The 17,303-nt window shown below is 70.3% G+C and carries 16 protein-coding genes; 7 read left to right on the plus strand and 9 right to left on the minus strand.

Annotation, left to right across the window (positions count from 1 at the left end):
• The first annotated feature begins 153 nt into the window (after positions 1 to 153).
• The 3 genes from dalD (at position 154) to C3Y15_RS28930 (ending at position 4,200) form a co-directional block, all read left to right on the plus strand.
• The gene (dalD, locus tag C3Y15_RS28920) at positions 154 to 1,548 is read left to right on the plus strand and encodes a D-arabinitol 4-dehydrogenase (protein ID WP_059740953.1); all 1,395 of its coding nucleotides are present in this window, start codon (positions 154 to 156) and stop codon (positions 1,546 to 1,548) included.
• Between the two features lie 135 nt (positions 1,549 to 1,683).
• Positions 1,684 to 3,165: a xylulokinase gene (xylB, locus tag C3Y15_RS28925; protein WP_124260305.1), complete on the plus strand. Its 1,482-nt coding sequence runs from the start codon at positions 1,684 to 1,686 to the stop codon at positions 3,163 to 3,165.
• 36 nt (positions 3,166 to 3,201) lie between these two features.
• On the plus strand, positions 3,202 to 4,200 hold the full coding sequence (locus tag C3Y15_RS28930) for a sugar-binding transcriptional regulator (RefSeq protein ID WP_174479786.1): 999 nt from the start codon (positions 3,202 to 3,204) through the stop codon (positions 4,198 to 4,200).
• Positions 4,201 to 4,400: 200 nt separating this feature from the next.
• Here the strand turns inward: C3Y15_RS28930 and ugpC are convergent, their stop codons facing one another.
• The 8 genes from ugpC to C3Y15_RS28970 form a co-directional block, all read right to left on the minus strand.
• Positions 4,401 to 5,510: a sn-glycerol-3-phosphate ABC transporter ATP-binding protein UgpC gene (gene ugpC, locus C3Y15_RS28935; RefSeq protein ID WP_045578833.1), complete on the minus strand. Its 1,110-nt coding sequence runs from the start codon at positions 5,508 to 5,510 to the stop codon at positions 4,401 to 4,403.
• A 55-nt stretch (positions 5,511 to 5,565) separates the two neighbouring features.
• Positions 5,566 to 6,264, minus strand: a complete 699-nt coding sequence (locus C3Y15_RS28940) for an HAD family phosphatase (protein WP_059460491.1) — start codon at positions 6,262 to 6,264, stop codon at positions 5,566 to 5,568.
• Entirely contained in the window at positions 6,261 to 7,112 is an 852-nt protein-coding gene (locus C3Y15_RS28945) for a carbohydrate ABC transporter permease (RefSeq protein ID WP_014723543.1), read from the minus strand. The genes C3Y15_RS28940 and C3Y15_RS28945 overlap by 4 nt, the downstream gene beginning before the upstream one ends.
• The gene (locus tag C3Y15_RS28950; RefSeq protein WP_041493882.1) at positions 7,109 to 8,056 is read right to left on the minus strand and encodes a sugar ABC transporter permease; all 948 of its coding nucleotides are present in this window, start codon (positions 8,054 to 8,056) and stop codon (positions 7,109 to 7,111) included. Before C3Y15_RS28950 ends, C3Y15_RS28945 begins: the two co-directional genes overlap by 4 nt.
• A gap of 112 nt (positions 8,057 to 8,168) precedes the next feature.
• A complete protein-coding gene (locus C3Y15_RS28955; protein ID WP_011885876.1) occupies positions 8,169 to 9,494 on the minus strand; it encodes a sugar ABC transporter substrate-binding protein in 1,326 nt (441 codons plus the stop codon).
• 114 nt (positions 9,495 to 9,608) lie between these two features.
• Positions 9,609 to 10,955 (minus strand): D-tagatose-bisphosphate aldolase, class II, non-catalytic subunit, encoded by a 1,347-nt coding sequence (locus tag C3Y15_RS28960; RefSeq protein WP_046429506.1) that lies wholly within the window; start codon positions 10,953 to 10,955, stop codon positions 9,609 to 9,611.
• The gene (locus C3Y15_RS28965) at positions 10,943 to 11,899 is read right to left on the minus strand and encodes a sugar kinase (RefSeq protein WP_059463158.1); all 957 of its coding nucleotides are present in this window, start codon (positions 11,897 to 11,899) and stop codon (positions 10,943 to 10,945) included. The genes C3Y15_RS28960 and C3Y15_RS28965 overlap by 13 nt, the downstream gene beginning before the upstream one ends.
• Positions 11,900 to 11,971: 72 nt before the next feature.
• Positions 11,972 to 12,748 (minus strand): L-iditol 2-dehydrogenase, encoded by a 777-nt coding sequence (locus C3Y15_RS28970; protein WP_011885879.1) that lies wholly within the window; start codon positions 12,746 to 12,748, stop codon positions 11,972 to 11,974.
• 327 nt (positions 12,749 to 13,075) lie between these two features.
• Between C3Y15_RS28970 and C3Y15_RS28975 the strand changes: the two genes are divergently transcribed.
• Genes C3Y15_RS28975 through C3Y15_RS28990 form a run of 4 tightly spaced genes read left to right on the plus strand, consistent with a single transcriptional unit; the run spans position 13,076 to position 16,176 of the window.
• Positions 13,076 to 13,537 carry a Fur family transcriptional regulator gene (locus C3Y15_RS28975; protein ID WP_011885880.1) on the plus strand — a complete coding sequence of 154 codons (462 nt, stop codon included), beginning with the start codon at positions 13,076 to 13,078 and terminating at the stop codon, positions 13,535 to 13,537.
• A gap of 48 nt (positions 13,538 to 13,585) precedes the next feature.
• The gene (locus C3Y15_RS28980) at positions 13,586 to 14,500 is read left to right on the plus strand and encodes a zinc ABC transporter substrate-binding protein (RefSeq protein ID WP_011885881.1); all 915 of its coding nucleotides are present in this window, start codon (positions 13,586 to 13,588) and stop codon (positions 14,498 to 14,500) included.
• A 13-nt stretch (positions 14,501 to 14,513) separates the two neighbouring features.
• Positions 14,514 to 15,401: an ABC transporter ATP-binding protein gene (locus tag C3Y15_RS28985; protein WP_014723550.1), complete on the plus strand. Its 888-nt coding sequence runs from the start codon at positions 14,514 to 14,516 to the stop codon at positions 15,399 to 15,401.
• The gene (locus tag C3Y15_RS28990; RefSeq protein WP_014723551.1) at positions 15,394 to 16,176 is read left to right on the plus strand and encodes a metal ABC transporter permease; all 783 of its coding nucleotides are present in this window, start codon (positions 15,394 to 15,396) and stop codon (positions 16,174 to 16,176) included. The genes C3Y15_RS28985 and C3Y15_RS28990 overlap by 8 nt, the downstream gene beginning before the upstream one ends.
• Positions 16,177 to 16,293: 117 nt before the next feature.
• On the opposite strand, the gene fghA is transcribed toward C3Y15_RS28990, so the two are convergent.
• Positions 16,294 to 17,142 carry an S-formylglutathione hydrolase gene (fghA, locus tag C3Y15_RS28995; protein ID WP_069246308.1) on the minus strand — a complete coding sequence of 283 codons (849 nt, stop codon included), beginning with the start codon at positions 17,140 to 17,142 and terminating at the stop codon, positions 16,294 to 16,296.
• Positions 17,143 to 17,303 lie beyond the last annotated feature (161 nt).

The following is a 17,303-nucleotide window of genomic DNA, read 5'->3' on the forward strand; positions in this document are numbered from 1 at the left end:
GCACCGCACCATCGAAATGCCCCGTCCCCGCCTTGACTTTCGCTCGCCCCAATACGATCATTCGCTCACACGTAGAGCAAATGATCGTATTCGACAGCGCGGATCGCCGGCTTCCCTGCCAGGCCGGCATCCGATCGCGACAGGAGACACCGGATGACCGCATCGCCTTCCGAGCACCCGCCCGTGCTGCTGCATATCGGCGCAGGCTCGTTCCATCGCGCGCACCAGGCGTGGTATCTGCACCGCGTGAACGCGGCCGTGCCGGCCGGCGAGCGCTGGACGCTGACCGTCGGTAACATCCGCGACGACATGCGCGCGACGATGGACGCGCTCGCCGCCCAGCACGGCGCCTACACGCTCGAAACCGTCACGCCGCAAGGCGAGCGCGCGTACGAGACGATCCGCGCGATCTCGCGCGTGCTGCCGTGGTCGCCCGATCTGGCCGCGCTGATCGATGCCGGCGCCGATCCGGCGTGCCGGATCGTGTCGTTCACGGTCACCGAAGGCGGCTACTACCTCGACGAGCACAACCGCCTCGACCTCGCGAACGCCGATCTCGCAGCCGATCTGCAAGGCGCGCGCACGACGCTCTACGGCGCGCTCGCCGCGCTGCTGGCCGAACGCGTCGCGCGCGGCGCGGGCCCGCTCACGCTGCAGAGCTGCGACAACCTGCGCAACAACGGCGCGCGCTTTCGCGCCGGGATGCGCGCGTTCCTCGAGCAGCGTGGCGAAACCGCGCTGCTCGCGTGGTTCGATGCGCACGTGGCGACGCCGAGCGCGATGGTCGATCGCATCACGCCGCGCCCGACCCCGGACGTGCGCGAACGCGTGCGCGCGGCGACCGGCATCGACGACGCCTGCCCCGTGATGGCCGAATCCTTCATCCAGTGGGTGATCGAGGACCGCTTCGCGGCCGGCCGCCCGCGCTGGGAGCTGGCCGGCGCGGAGCTGGTGGACGACGTGCACCCGTACGAAGAAGCGAAGATCCGCATCCTGAACGCGACCCACAGCTGCATCGCGTGGGCCGGCACGCTCGCGGGCCACACGTATATCCACGAAGGCACGCACGACGCCGGGATCCGCCGCTTCGCGCACGACTACGTGACGCAGGACGTGATCCCGTGCCTCACGCCGAGTCCGCTCGACCTCGAACGCTACCGCGACGTCGTGCTCGAGCGCTTCGGCAACCCGTACGTGCTCGACACCAACCAGCGCGTCGCGGCCGACGGCTTCTCGAAGATCCCCGGCTTCATCGCGCCGACGCTCGCCGAATCGTTCGCGCGCGGCGCCGCGCCGATCGCCACCGCGGTGCTGCCCGCGCTGTTCCTGCGCTTTCTGGAGCGCTGGGCGCGCGGCCGGCTGCCGTATGCCTACCAGGACGGCGTGATGGACGAAGGCGCCGCGCGCGCGATCGTCGCCGCCGACGACCCGGTGCTCGCCCTGTGCGCATCGCGCGCGCTGTGGGGCACGCTCGCCGGCAACGCGGCGCTGCTCGACGCGTTGCGCACCGCGCTCGCGCGCGTGGACGCATGGCTCGCGCAGCGCTGAGCGCGCCCCGCGCCGCCTCGGCCGCGGTCGCCCGCGGCAGCACGCCAGCACCCGCGCATTCGGGCGAACCTGCGTTGGCATGCACGCATGCGTGCGGCTAAAGTAGCGGCTCCTCACTGACGGAGCGGATCGCTCATGTATCTCGGCATCGACCTCGGCACCTCGGAAGTGAAGGTGCTGCTGCTCGCCCCGGACGGCACCGTGGTCGGCACCGCCGGCACGCCGTTCAGCGTGTCGCGGCCGCATCCGCGCTGGGCGGAACAGCATCCCGACGACTGGTGGCAGGGCACGCTGGCCGCGCTCGCGGCGCTGCGCGCGCAGCACCGCGAAGCGTTCGCGCAGGTGCGCGGGATCGGCCTGTCGGGCCAGATGCACGGCGCGGTGCTGCTCGGTCGCGACGACCGCGTGCTGCGCCCCGCGATCCTGTGGAACGACATGCGCAGCGCCGACGAATGCGCGCTGCTCACCGAGCGCGCGCCCGACCTGCACACCCTCGCCGGCAACCTCGCGATGCCCGGCTTCACCGCGCCGAAGCTGCTGTGGGTCGCGAAGCACGAACCCGACGTGTTCGCCGCGACGGCCTGCGTGCTGATGCCGAAGGACTACCTGCGCTTCCGTCTGACCGGCGCGAAGGTGTCCGACCCATCGGATGCGGCCGGCACGCTGTGGCTCGACGTCGCGCGCCGCGACTGGTCCGACGCGCTGCTCGCCGCCTGCGACATGACGCGCGCGCAGATGCCGCGCATCGTCGAAGGCAACGCGCCGTCGGGCACGCTGCGCGCGGACGTCGCGCGCGAGCTGGGGCTGTCCGAAGCGGTCGTCGTCGCGGGCGGCGGTGGCGACAACGCGACCAGCGCGCTCGGCATCGGCGCGATCCACGCGGGCGACGGCTTCGTGTCGCTCGGCACGTCGGGCGTGCTGAGCGTCGTCGGCGACCGCTTCATGCCGAATCCGGCGTCGGCCGTGCACGCGTTCTGCCATGCGATCCCCGACCGCTGGCAACTGATGAGCGTCGTGCTGTCCGCGGCGAGCTGCCTGCGCTGGGTCTGCAAGCTGACCGGCACCGACGAGCCCGCGCTGCTCGCCGAGATCGAGGCGCTCGACGTGGACGCGCTCGCGACGGCGCCGCTGTTTCTGCCCTACCTGTCCGGCGAACGGACGCCGCACAACGATCCGTATGCGCAAGGCGTGTTCTTCGGGATGACGCATGCGACCGAGCGCGCGCATCTCGGCTACGCGGTGCTCGAAGGCGTGACGCTCGGCCTCGCCGACGGCCTCGACGCGCTGCACGCGGCCGGCGTCGAAACCGACCGGCTGTCGCTGATCGGCGGCGGCGCGCGCAGCGCGTTCTGGGCGCAGCTGATCGCCGACGCGCTGAACGTGCGCACCCGCCGGCACGGCGGCGGCGAAACCGGTGCGGCGCTGGGCGCCGCGCGGCTCGGCTGGCTCGCCGTCGGCGGCGATCCGCAGACGGTGTTGACCAAGCCGCCGGTGCGCGCCGAATACACGCCCGACGCCGCGCGCCATGCGCTGCTGCGCGAGCGCCTCGACGCGTTCCGCGCGCTGTATCGCCACGTGCGTCCGCTGTACGAGCCGTCGCGCGCGCGGCTCGCGTGAGCGCCGCGGTGGCGCGCCCGGCATGCGTTACAGTGGATGCCGCCGCGCCGCCCGACGGCCTGCCCAGATCCGAACCGAATCGCTATCGTGTCCAAGTCCTCAGAAAAACTCGATCTCGCCACGCGCGCCGCGTGGCTCTACTACGTCGCCGGCGACACGCAGAACGAAATCGCCGAGAAGCTGCAGGTGTCGCGCCCGGTCGCGCAGCGGCTGGTCGCGTTCGCGGTCGAGAAGAACCTGATCCGCGTGCGCGTCGATCACCAGCTCGCCGACTGCCTGGACCTCGGCGCGCAGCTGTCGAAACGCTACGGGCTCACGATGTGCGAAGTCGTGCCGGTCGATGCGGATGCGCCCGAGGCGATCGACCGCAAGCTCGCGGTCGCCGGCGCGCAGGTGATGGAGCGGTATCTGAACGAGACGCGGCCGATGGTGATCGCCGTCAGCAGCGGCCGCACGCTGAAGGCGGCCGTCGCGCAGATCGCGCAGATCGACCGGCCGCAGCACCGGCTCGTGTCGATGGTCGGCGCGATCGCCGCCGACGGCTCGTCGAACCGCTACGACGTCGCGCAGTACATCTCCGAGAAGACTGGCAGCAAACACTTCCTGCTGCCGGCGCCGCTGTTCGCCGACAGCGATGCCGAGCGCGCGCAATGGTGCAATCACCGGCTGTACCGGATCGTCGACGCGCTGTCGGCGCAGGCCGACGTCGCGTTCGTCGGCGTCGGCAACCTCGGCCCGCACTGCCCGCTCTACGAGGACGGCTTCATCACCGAACAGGAACGCGACGAGATGACCGCGCGCGGCGCGGTGGCCGAACTGCTCGGCGTGCCGATCGATGCGCAGGGCAAGCTGGTCGACGTGTCGACCAGCGCGCGCGTGACGAGCGTCGCGCTCGACACGCCGCCGAAGCGCCCGACGATCGCGTTCGCGGGCGGCACGAAGAAGCGCGACGCGGTGATCGCGGCGCTGCGCGGCGGCTGGCTGTCGGGGCTCGTCACCGACGAGAGCTGCGCGCGGGCGGCGCTCGACGCGTGATGGGCGGCGGCCATCGCGACCGCTTCGTGATTTCAGGCGATCGCTAGCGAAGCATGGGGTGAACGAGCGCGCGCTCGGCCGTCGTCGTTGCGCGATGCGTGCGCATCGTCGGCCGATGTGCGTCGCGGATCGTTGCTGCTAGGCGCGCCGCCGTGCAATACAACCTCGCCAACAGCCCCGCCCCAAGCCCCCGCACCCGCTCACGCCGCCTTCGCATGCGCGGCCAGGCGCCGGAACGCGTGCCCCTGTTCGTCGAACAGATGGCAATGCCCGGCCTGCGCATGCAGATGCAGCGACTCGCCGCTGCGGTACGTATCGAGCGGCGGAATGCGCGCGATCAGCCCGTCCGGCGCGACCGGCGACTCCGCATACAGATACGCAGCGTCGCCGAGCGATTCGACGGCCATCGTCCGCGCTGCCACGCCGTCGGCCGCGTCGCCCACCAGCAGATGCTCGGGCCGCACGCCGACCGTCACGGCCGCGCCGCGCTGCAGTCCCGCCGCATCGACGGCGACGCGCTGCGTCGCGCCGCTGTCGAACCGCACCAGCACGCCGCCCGCATCGGCCGACTCGACCGTGCCCTTCAGGAAATTCATCTTCGGCGAGCCGATGAAGCCCGCGACGAACTGGTTCGACGGCGCGTGATACAGCTCGTTCGGCGTGCCGACCTGCTGCACCGCGCCGCCCGACAGCACGACGATCTTGTCGGCGAGCGTCATCGCCTCGACCTGATCGTGCGTCACGTAGATCATCGTGGTCTTCAGCTCGTCGTGCAGCCGCGCGAACTCCAGCCGCATCTTCACGCGCAGCGCGGCGTCGAGGTTCGACAACGGCTCGTCGAACAGGAACACCTTCGGCTTGCGCGTGATCGCGCGGCCGATCGCGACGCGCTGCCGCTGGCCGCCCGACAGCTGCTTCGGCTTGCGGTCGAGCAAGTGATCGATGTGCAGGATCTTCGCGGCCTGCTTCACGGCCTGGTCGATCTCCGGCTTCTTCGCGCCGGCGAGCTTCAGCCCGAACGCCATGTTGTCGTACAGCGTCATGTGCGGATACAGCGCGTACGACTGGAACACCATCGCGATGCCGCGCTTCGCGCTCGGCACGTCGTTGACCTTCGCGCCGTCGATCAGCAGCTCGCCGCTCGAGATGTCCTCGAGCCCGGCGATCATCCGCATCAGCGTGGATTTGCCGCAGCCGCTCGGCCCGACGAACACGACGAATTCGCCGTCGGCGATGTCGAGGTTCACGTTGCGCAGCACTTCGGTGTCGTCGTAGCGCTTCGCGATGTTGCGCAGGTGCACGCTTGCCATGATCTGTCTCCGTTCGTTCGTGATGCGCCGCGTTCGCCGCGGCGCGCAATCGTTGCTAGTTCGGCAGCACGGCGCCCGTCGCCTGCCAGCGCGCGACGTAGCCGGGCAGCTCGTGCATGTCGTCGAATACGTGGCGCGCGCCGATCCCGCGCAGCGCGTCGATCTGCGCGGCCGACGCGTGGCCGCCGCCGACGAAGCCGAGCACGGTCATGCCCGCCGCCGCCGCCGCGGTGATGCCCGTCGCGCTGTCCTCGACGACGAGGCATTGCGCGGGCGCGACGCCGAGCGTGCGCGCGGCCGCGAGATAGACGTCGGGCGCGGGCTTCGGCCGCGCGACCGCGTCCGCGCAGAACAGCCGGTCGCCGAAGAAGCGCGTGAGCCCGGTACGCGCGAGCGCCGCCTCGACGTACGCGCGATAGCTGTTGCTCGCGCACGCGGTGGTCAGCGCGATCTCGGCCAGCGCGGAATCGATGCCGTCGACCATCGGCGCGTTGACGGCCGCCGCTTCGACCGCGCGCCGGATCGCTTCGACGTCGCCGTCCGTCAGCGCGCGGCCGAGCGCGCCGGCCGCACCGGCCAGCACGCGCTCGATGCGCAGGCCCAGCAGCGGCATCACGGCCGGCCGCGCGTCGACGCCGGGCCAGCGCGCCTCAAGCTCGCGCACGAGGACGTCGGCGGCGACGGCTTCGCTGTCGATCAGCACGCCGTCGCAATCGCAGATCAGCACGCTCGGTTCATGGCCGGCCGCCGTCATTTGACGGCCCCGAACGTGAGCCCGCGCACCAGCTGCTTCTGCGACAGCCAGCCGACGATCAGGATCGGCGCGACCGCGAGCAGCGAAGCGGCCGACAGCTTCGCCCAGAACAGGCCCTCGGGGCTCGAATACGACGCGATGAACACGGTGAGCGGCGCCGCGTTCGAGCTCGACAGGTTGATGCTCCAGAACGCCTCGTTCCACGACAGGATCACGAGCAGCAGCGCGGTCGACGCGAGGCCCGGCAGCGCCATCGGCATCAGCAGGTAGACGATCTCCTGCCACGTCGACGCGCCGTCGATGCGGCCCGCTTCGAGGATGTCCTTCGGGATCTCGTTGAAGTACGTGAAGGTCATCCACACGGCGATCGGCAGGTTGATCAGCGTGTAGACGATCACGAGGCCCGACACGGTATCGAGCAGCCCCGCGTTCTTCCACAGCAGATAGATCGGCACCAGCACGCCGACCGACGGCATCATCTTGGTCGACAGCATCCACAGCAGCACCTTCTGCGTGCGGCGGTTCGGGAAGAACGCCATCGCATACGCGGCCGGCACCGCGAGCAGCAGCGAGATCACGGTGACGCCGGCCGAGATCAGCACCGAGTTCCACGCGAACGCGAAGTAGTCGCTGCGCGCGAACACCTCGCGGAAGCTGTCGAGCGTCGGCACGAACAGCAGCGTCGACGCATACGCCTGCTGCTCGGTCTTGAACGCGGTGATCGCCATCCAGAAGATCGGGAAGAACAGCAGCAGCGCGATCAGCCACGCGAGCGCGCCGGGCAGCGCGCGGCGCACGAGCGCGAACGGGGCCGGCGCAGGCCGGCTTGCGAAAGTCAGGTCGCTCATTTCTCGTACTCCCCTTTCAGGTTGCGCGCGAGCATCCGCACCAGGAAGAACGACACGACGTTCGCGACCACGACGGCGATGATCCCGCCCGCGGACGCGAGGCCGACGTCGAACTGCTGCAGGCCGAGCGCATAGATCAGGTACGACAGGTTGGTGGTCGCGTTGCCGGGGCCGCCGCCCGTCGTCGTGTAGATCTCCGCGAAGATCGACAGCAGGAAGATGGTCTCCATCATCACGACCACCGCGATCGCGCGCTTCAGATGCGGCAGCGTGATGTAGAAGAACATCGCGATCGGGCCGGCGCCGTCGATGCGCGCGGCTTCCTTCTGCTCCTGGTCGAGCGACTGGATCGCCGTGAACAGGATCAGGAACGCGAACGGCAGCCACTGCCACGCGACGATCGCGATCACCGCGGTGAGCGGGTAGTCGGCGAACCAGTCGACCGGCGTCATCCCGAGCGCGCGCATCGCGTTCGCGACGAGCCCGTACACCGGATGCAGGATCATGTTCTTCCAGATCAGCGCGGCGACCGTCGGCATCACGAAGAACGGCGCGATCGCGAGCAGCCGCGCAACGCCCTGCCCGTAGAACTTGCGGTCGAACAGCACGGCCATCAGCACGCCGCCGACCACGGTGATCGCGAGCACCGCGCCGATCAGCACGAGCGTGTGCCAGATCGCCGGCAGGAACGACGGATCGGTCGCGAGAAAGCGGTAGTTGTCGAAGCCGGCGAAGCCCTTCACGTCCGGGTTCAGCAGGTTGTAGCGCGAGAACGAATACCAGATCGTCATCGCGAGCGGGATCGACATCCACAGCAGCAGCACCGCGACGGACGGCGACACGAGCCAGCTCGCGCCGCCGCGCGCGCGGCGCGGCGCACCGGGCGGCGTCGCCGCGTCGCCGACCGACGGCGCGTGGCTCAGGGGAAGACGTAGATGACGCATGATCGGATTCCTCCGGTTGATGCGCGGGCAGATGAGGCCTGCCCGCGCTTGCGCTGCGCCGGGCCGCGGCGCACGCGACGTGCGCGCCACGGCGCGGCGCGAGCGGCCTGCGTTACTTCCGGTAGCCGGCCTGGCGCACCGCGCGGTCGGCCGCCGCCTGGCCGGCCGCGAGCGCCTGGTCGACCGACATCTGCCCGGCGACCGCACCGGCGATCGCCTGCCCGACCACCGTGCCGAACGACTGGAATTCAGGGATCCCGACGTACTGCACGCCCGTGTACGGCACCTTCTTCAGCGACGGATCGTTCGGGTCGGCCGTCTCGATCGCCTTCAGCACGAACTCCGAGAACGGCGCGGCGGCCTTGTACTCGGCGCGCTGGTACGTCGACGTGCGCGTGCCCGGCGGCACCGACGCCCAGCCTTCGTCCTTGCCGACCATCTCGATGTACTGCTTCGACGTCGCCCACGCGATGAACTTGCGCGCGGCGTCCTGCTGCTTCGACGTCTTCGGGACCGCGAGCGCCCACGCCCACAGCCAGTGCGAGCCCTTCGGCGTGACGGCGACCGGCGCGGCCGCGAAGCCGATCTTGTCGGCGACCTGCGACTGCTGCTTGTTGTAGAGCATCCCGGCCGCGACCGTCGCGTCGATCCACATCGCGCACTTGCCCGACGCGGTCAGCGTCAGGTTTTCGTTGAAGCCGTTCGAGCTCGCTCCCGGCGGGCCGTCCTTCTTCAGCAGGTTCACGTAGAAGCCGATCGCCTTCTTCCATTCGGGCGACGTGAGCTGCGCGTTCCAGTTCTCGTCGAACCAGCGCCCGCCGAACGTGTTCACGACCGTCGACACGTACGCCATGTTCTCGCCCCAGCCGGCCTTGCCGCGCAGGCAGATCCCGTAGATGCCCTTCGACTTGTCGGTGAGCTTGTCGGCGAACTCGGCGACCTGGTCGTAGGTCGGCTGATCGGGCATCTTGAGCCCCTTCGCCGCGAACAGGTCCTTGCGGTAGAACGTCATCGAGCTTTCGACGTAGAACGGCAGCGCGTACAGCTGGCCGTTGTACGACAGGCTGTCGCGCGCGGTCTTCACGATGTCGTTGAGGTCGTAGTCGGCGGGCAGCCCGGTCATCGGCGCGAGCCAGCCGCGCTTGCCCCACTGCGGCGTCTCGTAGGTGCCGATCGCCATCACGTCGAACTGGCCGCTGCCGGTCGTGATGTCGGTGGTCGCGCGCTGGCGCAGCACGTTCTCCTCGAGGATCACCCAGTTCAGCTTGATGTCCGGGTTCGCCTTCTCGAACGCCGGCGACAGCTTCTTCAACTCGATCATGTCCGGGTTGTTCAGCGTCGCGATCGTCAGCGTGCCGGCCCACGCGGCGCACGCAGCCGTCGCGAGCGCGGCTCCGGCGAAGCAGCGTACGGCGGCATCGAGCGTCTTTCGTTGCATGGCATGTCTCCTGTGATTGTTCGAACTGTCGTCGGTGGTGCGTGTTGCGTGTTGCGTGTTGCGTTGGTGGTGCGTGTTGCTGTATCCGTCGTGCTGCGCTTCGTTCGCAGCCGGTCACACCGGCCGCTGCATCCCGCACGCACGCGCATAGTGCGCGATCACGTCGCGGATCCGGTGGCGCACCCACGCGCGCGGCGCCTTCGCGAGCACGCCCGCGCGGCACGCCGCGTACACGTCCGGCAGCCACTGCGCGACGAGCGTCTCGGGCACCGGCTGGCGCGCGAGGTTGTCGAACAGCTGCTCGACCGCCGCCGCGACGGCCGGCTGCAGCCAGTAATAGCGGATCCGGTCGCTGTAGCCGAACTGACGCGCGAGCCGCTGCTCGGCCTCGTCGCCGCGGTAGTACGGCGCCCAGTGTTCGGGCTGCGCGCGCATCGCCGCGTCGACCACGTCGCGCAGCCGCGAGCGCAGCGCAACGTCGCCGATCAGCGCGTCCTCGATGAAGCTGAGCGCGAACAGCGCCTCGCGCAGCGCGAAGGTCAGCGCGGGGCCGACCTTCAACACCGCGAAATGATCGCGCACGAGCGCGGCGAGCGCGTGCTCGGTCTGATAGTCGGTCGAATGCGCTTCGAACACGAGGCGCGGCACGCGCAGGATGCTCGCGCCGAGCGCCGCGGCCTTCGCGCTGTCGTAGTCGAGCACGTGGCGATCGTCGAAGTCGACGCCCGGCTGCGCGACGACCGCGACCACGCGCGTCCATGCGTCGTCGAGCCCGGCCGCCGCGAACGCGCTGCGATGCGCATCGAGCGTCGCGCCGATGCTGTCGCTGCGCGTGACGGCGATGCGTGCGATGGCCGCGCCGTCGGCCGACACTTCGCCGCCGGGCGTCGGCACTTCGGTGCCGATCACGTAGACCGGCGCGAGCCCGGCGCGCGACGCAGCGCTCTCGGCCGCGCGGCACAGCTGCGCCGCGCGCGCGGCGATCGTGCGATCGTCGAGCCGCGCCGGATCGTCCGCGCACGCCATGCTCGCATCGAGGTGGATCTTCTCGAACCCGGCTTCGACGTACGCGGCGACCATCGCGGCCGCCTCGCGCATCGCGTCGGCCGCGCGGCGGTGCCGCCACGGATTCGGCCCGAGATGATCGCCGCCGAGCACCAGCGCCGACGGCGCGAGCCCGCAGCGTTGCGCGATCGCGTCGACGTCGCGCCGGAAATCGGCCGGCGTCATCCCCGTATAGCCGCCGACGTGGTTCACCTGGTTGCAGGTCGCCTCGATCAGCAGCGGCGAGCCGTCCGCGCGCGCGGCCTCGCACGCGGCCTCGAGCACGAGCCGGTGCGCGCTGCAGACCGAATAGATGCCGCGCTGCGCGCCGCCGCGATTCGCGTCGAAGATCATCCGCAGCACGGTGTGCGCGTGCGCGGTGCGCGGCGGCTCGACCGTGCTCGTCAGGCCGGGCATGCGACACCCCGCTCGGTCAGGAACCGCTCGATCTCGGCCGCGTCGCTGTTGCCCTCCATCGGGCCGCGCCGCGTGACCGCGATCGCGCCGGCCGCGTTGGCGCGGCGCAGCGCGGCGTCGGTCGGCATGCCGGCGACGAGGCCCGCGACCAGCGTGCCGCCGAAGCAGTCGCCGGCGCCGGTCGGATCGAGTTCGTCGACGGGCCACGCGGGCGCGTCGACGCGGCTCGTCCGGTCGAATGCGGCGCTGCCGGCCGCGCCGCGCTTGAGCACGACGCGCTCGAGCAGCGGATGCGTGGCGAGCAGCCCGGCGATCGCGCGCTCGGCCGGCTGCGGCCCGCAGAAGAACGGCAGATCGGCGTCGCTCGGCAGGAACAGATGGCAGGCGGCGAGCATCGCGTCGAGCGCCGCGCGCAGCGGCGGGAAGCTCAGCATCTCGGGCCGCACGTTCGGATCGAACGACACCTTCGCGCCCGCGCGCGCCGCCTCGATCACGCCGCGCTGCACCGCCGCGATCGCCGCCTCGCTCGTCAGCGACGAGCCCATCACGTGGAAGTAGCGGCAGCCGTCGAACATCGCGGCATCGACGTCGCCGGCGTCGATGCAGGCGGCCGCGCTGGTCGCCAGATTGAACACGAAGCTGCGCGAGCCGTCGTCCCGATACGCGACGAACGCGGTGCCGGTCGGGCGCTCGACGCGGCGGATGCGCGCGACGTCGACGCCGTCGCGCTCGAGCCGCGCGACGATCGCATCGCCGAACGCGTCGCGCCCGACGCAGCCCGCATAGGCGACGCGAGCGCCGAGCCGCGCGGCCTGGTCGGCGAAGATCGCCGGCGCGCCGCTCGGGAACGGGCCGGCGAACAGGCCCGGTGCGTCGAAGCCCTGACCGCGTTCGAGCGCGACGAATTCGGCGAGCAGTTCGCCGACGATCACGATCTCGGCCATCATGCAGGCCCTCGTGCGACGGCGGCCGCGTGCGGCGGCGGCGTCAGGCTGGCGCGTGCGAGCGGCGGCATGTCAGCTCATCCAGTTGCCGCCGTCGACGTTCAGCGTCTGGGCGGTGATGTAGTCGGCGTCGGCCGACGCGAGGAACAGCGCGGCGCCCGTCAGGTCGCCCGGCACGCCCATGCGGCCGAGCGGCACCGCTTCGCCGACGAGCCGCTTCTTCTCGCCGAGCGGGCGGTTTTCGTAGCGTGCGAAGAGCGCGTCGACCTGCTCCCACATCGGCGTGTCGACCACGCCCGGCGCGATGCCGTTCACGTTGATCCGGTGCGGCGCGAGCGCGAGCGCGGCCGATTGCGTATAGCTGATCACGGCCGCCTTGGTCGCGCAGTAGTGCGACACGAGCGCCTCGCCGCGACGCCCGGCCTGCGACGACATGTTGATGATCTTGCCGCCGCGGCCCTGCTCGACCATCCGCTGCGCGACGGCCTGCATCAGGAAGAACAGCCCTTTCACGTTGACCGCGAACAGCCGGTCGAACACGTCCCACGATTCGTCGAGGAGCGGACGCATGTCGAACAGCGCCGCGTTGTTGAACAGGATGTCGACGCCGCCGAAGCGCTCCACCGCGGTGGCGACGATGCGCTCGATGTCGTCACGCCGCGTGACGTCCGCCGTGACCGCCGCCGCGCGGCCCGGATGCGCTTCGATCAGCCGCGCGAGCGAGCCGCTGGCCGGCTTCAGATCCACCAGCACGCAGCGCGCGCCCTCGTCCAGATAGCGTTGCGCGACCGCCTCGCCGATGCCGCTTGCCGCGCCCGTCAGGATCGCGACCTTCTGTTCCAGTCTCACTGGGTGTCTCCGGTTCGTTCTGCTGCATGAAGGCCGCGAGGTGAGCGAACGCTCGCCAGCCGATCAATTGCTCTGTTTGTGGTCGAATGATCGGATACGCGATTCGCGCTGTCAAGGCGACGCGGCGGCTTTCGATGATGCGCTGCGGCACGCCGATGCGCGGCGGCGGCCGTCCATGCCCGTCCGGCAAAGGCGCGCGGGTTCGGTGCAGCGCGGCTGAGGCGGGGCGCGTGCGGCGGCGCGCATCGGCGACGCCGCAAGAGCGGTGCAAACCGGCGAGATACGTTATATCATCGCGGTACTCCGTCACCTTGCCTGCTTGCTGCCATGGCTACCTCAACGCCCATCGACGCCCGCCTGTCCCGGGCCGACGCATTCGCCGCCGAGCACGGGCTCGCGTGGACGCCGCTGCGCCGTCAGGTCTACGAACGCGTGCTGGCCGCGCAGCGGCCGATCGGCGCGTACGACCTGCTCGCGGAGCTCGAGCCGCAGCGCGGCCGCGTCCCGCCGACCACCGTCTATCGCGCGCTGGATTTCCTCGTCGAGCACGGCTTCATCCACCGGATCGAATCGAAGAACGCGTTCTTCGCGTGCTGCGAGATCGGCGTGCCGCACGAAGGCCAGTTCCTGATCTGCGATTCCTGCGGCGAAACCGTCGAAATTCCGGGCAGCGACCTCGCGAAGCAGCTGTCCGCGAGCGCGCCGGCGCACGGTTTCGAAGTCCATCACCAGGTCGTCGAGCTGAACGGCCTGTGCGGGCACTGCAAGGGCAAGCCCGCGTCACGCTGATCCCGCATCGGGCGGCGTGCAGCGCCGCCCCTTCCTACGAGGAGTTCCATGTTCATTGCCCTGAAGCGCGCGCCGCGGCGCGCCCGGTCGCTTGTCCGTCTGCTCGGTGTGGCCGCCGCCGCGCTGTCGATCGCCACGCCCGCGCTCGCACAGAGCGCGACCGTCAACGTCGTCGCCGCCGAAAATTTCTATGGCGACGTCGCGTCGCAGATCGGCGGCCGCCACGTCGCGGTCACGAGCATCCTCAGCAATCCCGACCAGGATCCGCACCTGTTCGAAGCGAGCCCGAAGACGGCGCGCGCGCTGCAGCACGCGCAGATCGTCATCTACAACGGCGCGAACTACGATCCGTGGATGGCCAAGCTGCTCGGTGCTTCGACGCAGGCGCGGCGCGCGACGATCGTCGTCGCCGATCTGGTCGGCAAGAAGGCCGGCGACAACCCGCACCTGTGGTACGCGCCGGCGACGATGCCGGCCGCCGCGCGTGCGCTCGCGGCCGAGCTCGGCCGCGCCGATCCGGCGCACAAGGCGGACTACGACGCGAACCTGCAGAAGTTCGTCGCGTCGCTGCAGCCGATCGACGCGAAGGTCGCCGCGCTGCGCGCGCAGTACCACGGCGTGCCGGTGACGGCCACCGAGCCGGTGTTCGGCTACATGTCGGATGCGATCGGCCTCGACATGCGCAACCAGCGCTTCCAGCTCGCGACGATGAACGACACCGAGGCGAGCGCGCAGGACGTGGCCGCGTTCGAGAACGACCTGCGCAAGCGGCAGGTGCGCGTGCTGATCTACAACAGCCAGGCCGAAGCGCCGATGACCAAGCGCCTGCTCAAGCTCGCGCGCGACGGCGGCGTGCCGACCGTGAGCGTCACCGAGACGCAGCCGGCCGGCAAGACGTTCCAGCAATGGATGGCCGGCCAGCTCGATGCGCTCGCGGCCGCGCTGGCCGCCGGCAAGCAATGATCGCGATCACGCCATGAACGCCACTCCCCCCGCACTCGCACTCGAGGGCGTCACGCTCGAACTCGGCGGACGCACGATCCTGCGCGACGTCAGCTTCTCGATCGAACCCGGCGAATTCGTCGGCGTGCTCGGCCCGAACGGCGCGGGCAAGACGACGCTGATGCGCGCGGTGCTCGGCCTCGTGCCGCTCAGCGGCGGCACGCTGTCGGTCGGCGGCGTGGCGCTCGCGCGCGGCAACGCGTCGATCGGCTACATGCCGCAGATCAGGAGCGGCCTCGCGAATCGCCGGATGCGCGGCTACGACTTCGTCGCGATGGCCGCCGACGGCCACCGCTGGGGGCTGCCGCATACCAGCGCCGCGACGCGGCGCGACGTCGACCGCGTGCTCGAGCTGGTCGGCGCGACCACGCTCGCGCGCCGGCCGCTGTCCGAGCTGTCGGGCGGCGAGCGGCAGCGGCTGCTGCTCGCGCAATGCCTGCTCGGCAATCCGAAGCTGCTGCTGCTCGACGAGCCGCTGATCAGCCTCGACCCGAACCATCAGCGCGGCGTCGTCGAACTGGTGCGCAACGTGCAGCGCGAGCTCGGCATCACCGTGCTGTTCTCCGCGCACGAACTGAATCCGCTGCTGAACGCGCTCGACCGCGTGCTGTATCTCGGCAACGGCGTCGCGGCGCTCGGCACCGTCGACGAGGTGATCACGAAGCCGGTGCTGTCGCGCCTGTACGGTTCGCCGATCGACGTGATGCGCGTGAACGGCAAGATCTTCGTGATGTCGGGCGACGTCGAGATCGAAAAGCACGACCATGAACACGAGCACGACGATGGCCACGCGCACGGCGGCGGCGCACATGCTCATCAACACCACGGACACGCTCATCCCGGGCATTCGCACGATGTTTGAATACGATTTCATGATCAACGCGTTCGCCGCGGCGGGGATCGTCGCGGTGCTCGCGGGCATCGTCGGCTACTTCCTCGTGCTGCGCGGACAAACCTTCGCGGGCCACGCGCTGTCGCACGTCGGCTTCACCGGCGCGACCGGCGCGGTGCTGCTCGGCATTTCGCCGATCTGGGGAATGGTCGGCTTCACGCTCGCGGCCGGCATCGGGATGGGCGCGCTCGGCGAACGGCTCGCGGGCCGCGACGTCGCGATCGGCGTGATCCTGTCGGGTGCGCTCGGCTTCGGCTTGCTGTTCCTGCATTTCTACACGTCGTTCGCGACGCAGGTCACCGCGCTGCTGTTCGGCAACGTGCTGGCGGTCAGCCGCGACACGCTCGCGGCGCTCGCCGGCATCGGCGCGGTGAGCCTCGTCGCGCTGGCGCTGATCGCGCGGCCGTTGCTGTTCGCGTCGCTGCAGCCGGAACTCGCCGAAGCGAAGGGCGTATCGCTGCGCACGGTGTCGGTGCTGTTCCTCGCGGTCTGTGCGCTGGCGGTGGCCGCGGCGACGCAGATCGTCGGCGTGCTGCTGGTGTTCACGCTGCTGGTCGGGCCGGCGGCGGCCGCGCAGAACCTGTCGACGCGGCTGTCGACCGGCGTGCTGCTCGCCGCGCTGTTCGCGCTGTTCGAAGCGTGGGTCGGCATCGCGCTCGCGTATTACACCGACTGGCCGACGAGCTTCTGGATCACGGCGCTGTCCGCGCTCGTGTACGGCGCGAGCCTGCTGCGACGGCATTGAGCGTCGCGCGACGAGGCGCGCAACGCCGGCTTGCCGTCGCGCATGCCGGCGTTTTCTTATGCGGCATGCGCGCGCGACGTGCGGCGCGCGCCGCAGGTCACGCAGCGGGGACGAAGCTCACGGATTCAGCACGCGCGCATGATGCGCGATGTGATCGGCGATGAACGTCGAGATGAAGTAGTAACCGTGATCGTAGCCGGGATGGCGGCGCAGCGTCAGCGGCTGACCGGCCTTCGCGCACGCGGCTTCGAACACGTCGGGGTTCAGCTGGTTCGCGAGGAACTGATCGGCCAGCCCCTGATCGATCAGGATGCCTTCGTCGAACTTCGGCGCATCCGCGCGCGCGACCAGTTCGCTCGCGTCATGCTGCTTCCACGCTTCGCGATCGGCGCCGAGATAGCCGGTGAACGCCTTCTCGCCCCACGGGCAACGCGACGGCGCGGCGATCGGCGCGAACGCCGACACCGACCGGTACAGGCCCGGATGACGCAGCGCGAGCGTCAGCGCGCCGTGACCGCCCATCGAATGGCCGAAGATCCCGAGCCGCGTGCCGTCGATCGGCAGCTCGGCCGCGACCAGCGCGCGCAGCTCGTCGGTCACGTACGACTCCATCCGGTAATGGGTCGACCACGGCGCCTGCGTCGCATCGACGTAGAAGCCCGCGCCGACGCCGAAATCCCACGCGTCGGTCTCGCCCGGCACGCCTGCGCCGCGCGGGCTCGTATCGGGCATCACGAGCGCCAGCCCGTACTGGGCCGCGTACTGCTGCGCGCCGGCCTTGATCGCGAAGGTCTCGTCGGTGCACGTGAGCCCGGCGAGGTAGAACAGCGCCGGCACGCGGCCGTGCGACGCCTGGCGCGGCAGGTACACCGAGAACTTCATCGGCAGGCCGATCGCCTTCGAATCGTGGCGATAGAAGCGTTGCTCGCCGCAGTGGCAAGCATGCGAAGAAATGAGTTCGAGCATGGGATTCCCTTCCGTTCAATACTGCGTGACCGGGCCAATCGATTCGCCCGCGTTCATCGGTTGAAGCCGTCGGCGGGCTTCGTGCGCGGTGGCGTGCGCGCGGGGCGGCGTCGACTGCAACTCCAACCGCAACGAGACCGCCCCGCCACCGCCCCGGCAAC

It is taken from the genome of Burkholderia sp. B10 (assembly GCF_004368385.1).
Classification (GTDB): domain Bacteria; phylum Pseudomonadota; class Gammaproteobacteria; order Burkholderiales; family Burkholderiaceae; genus Burkholderia; species Burkholderia vietnamiensis.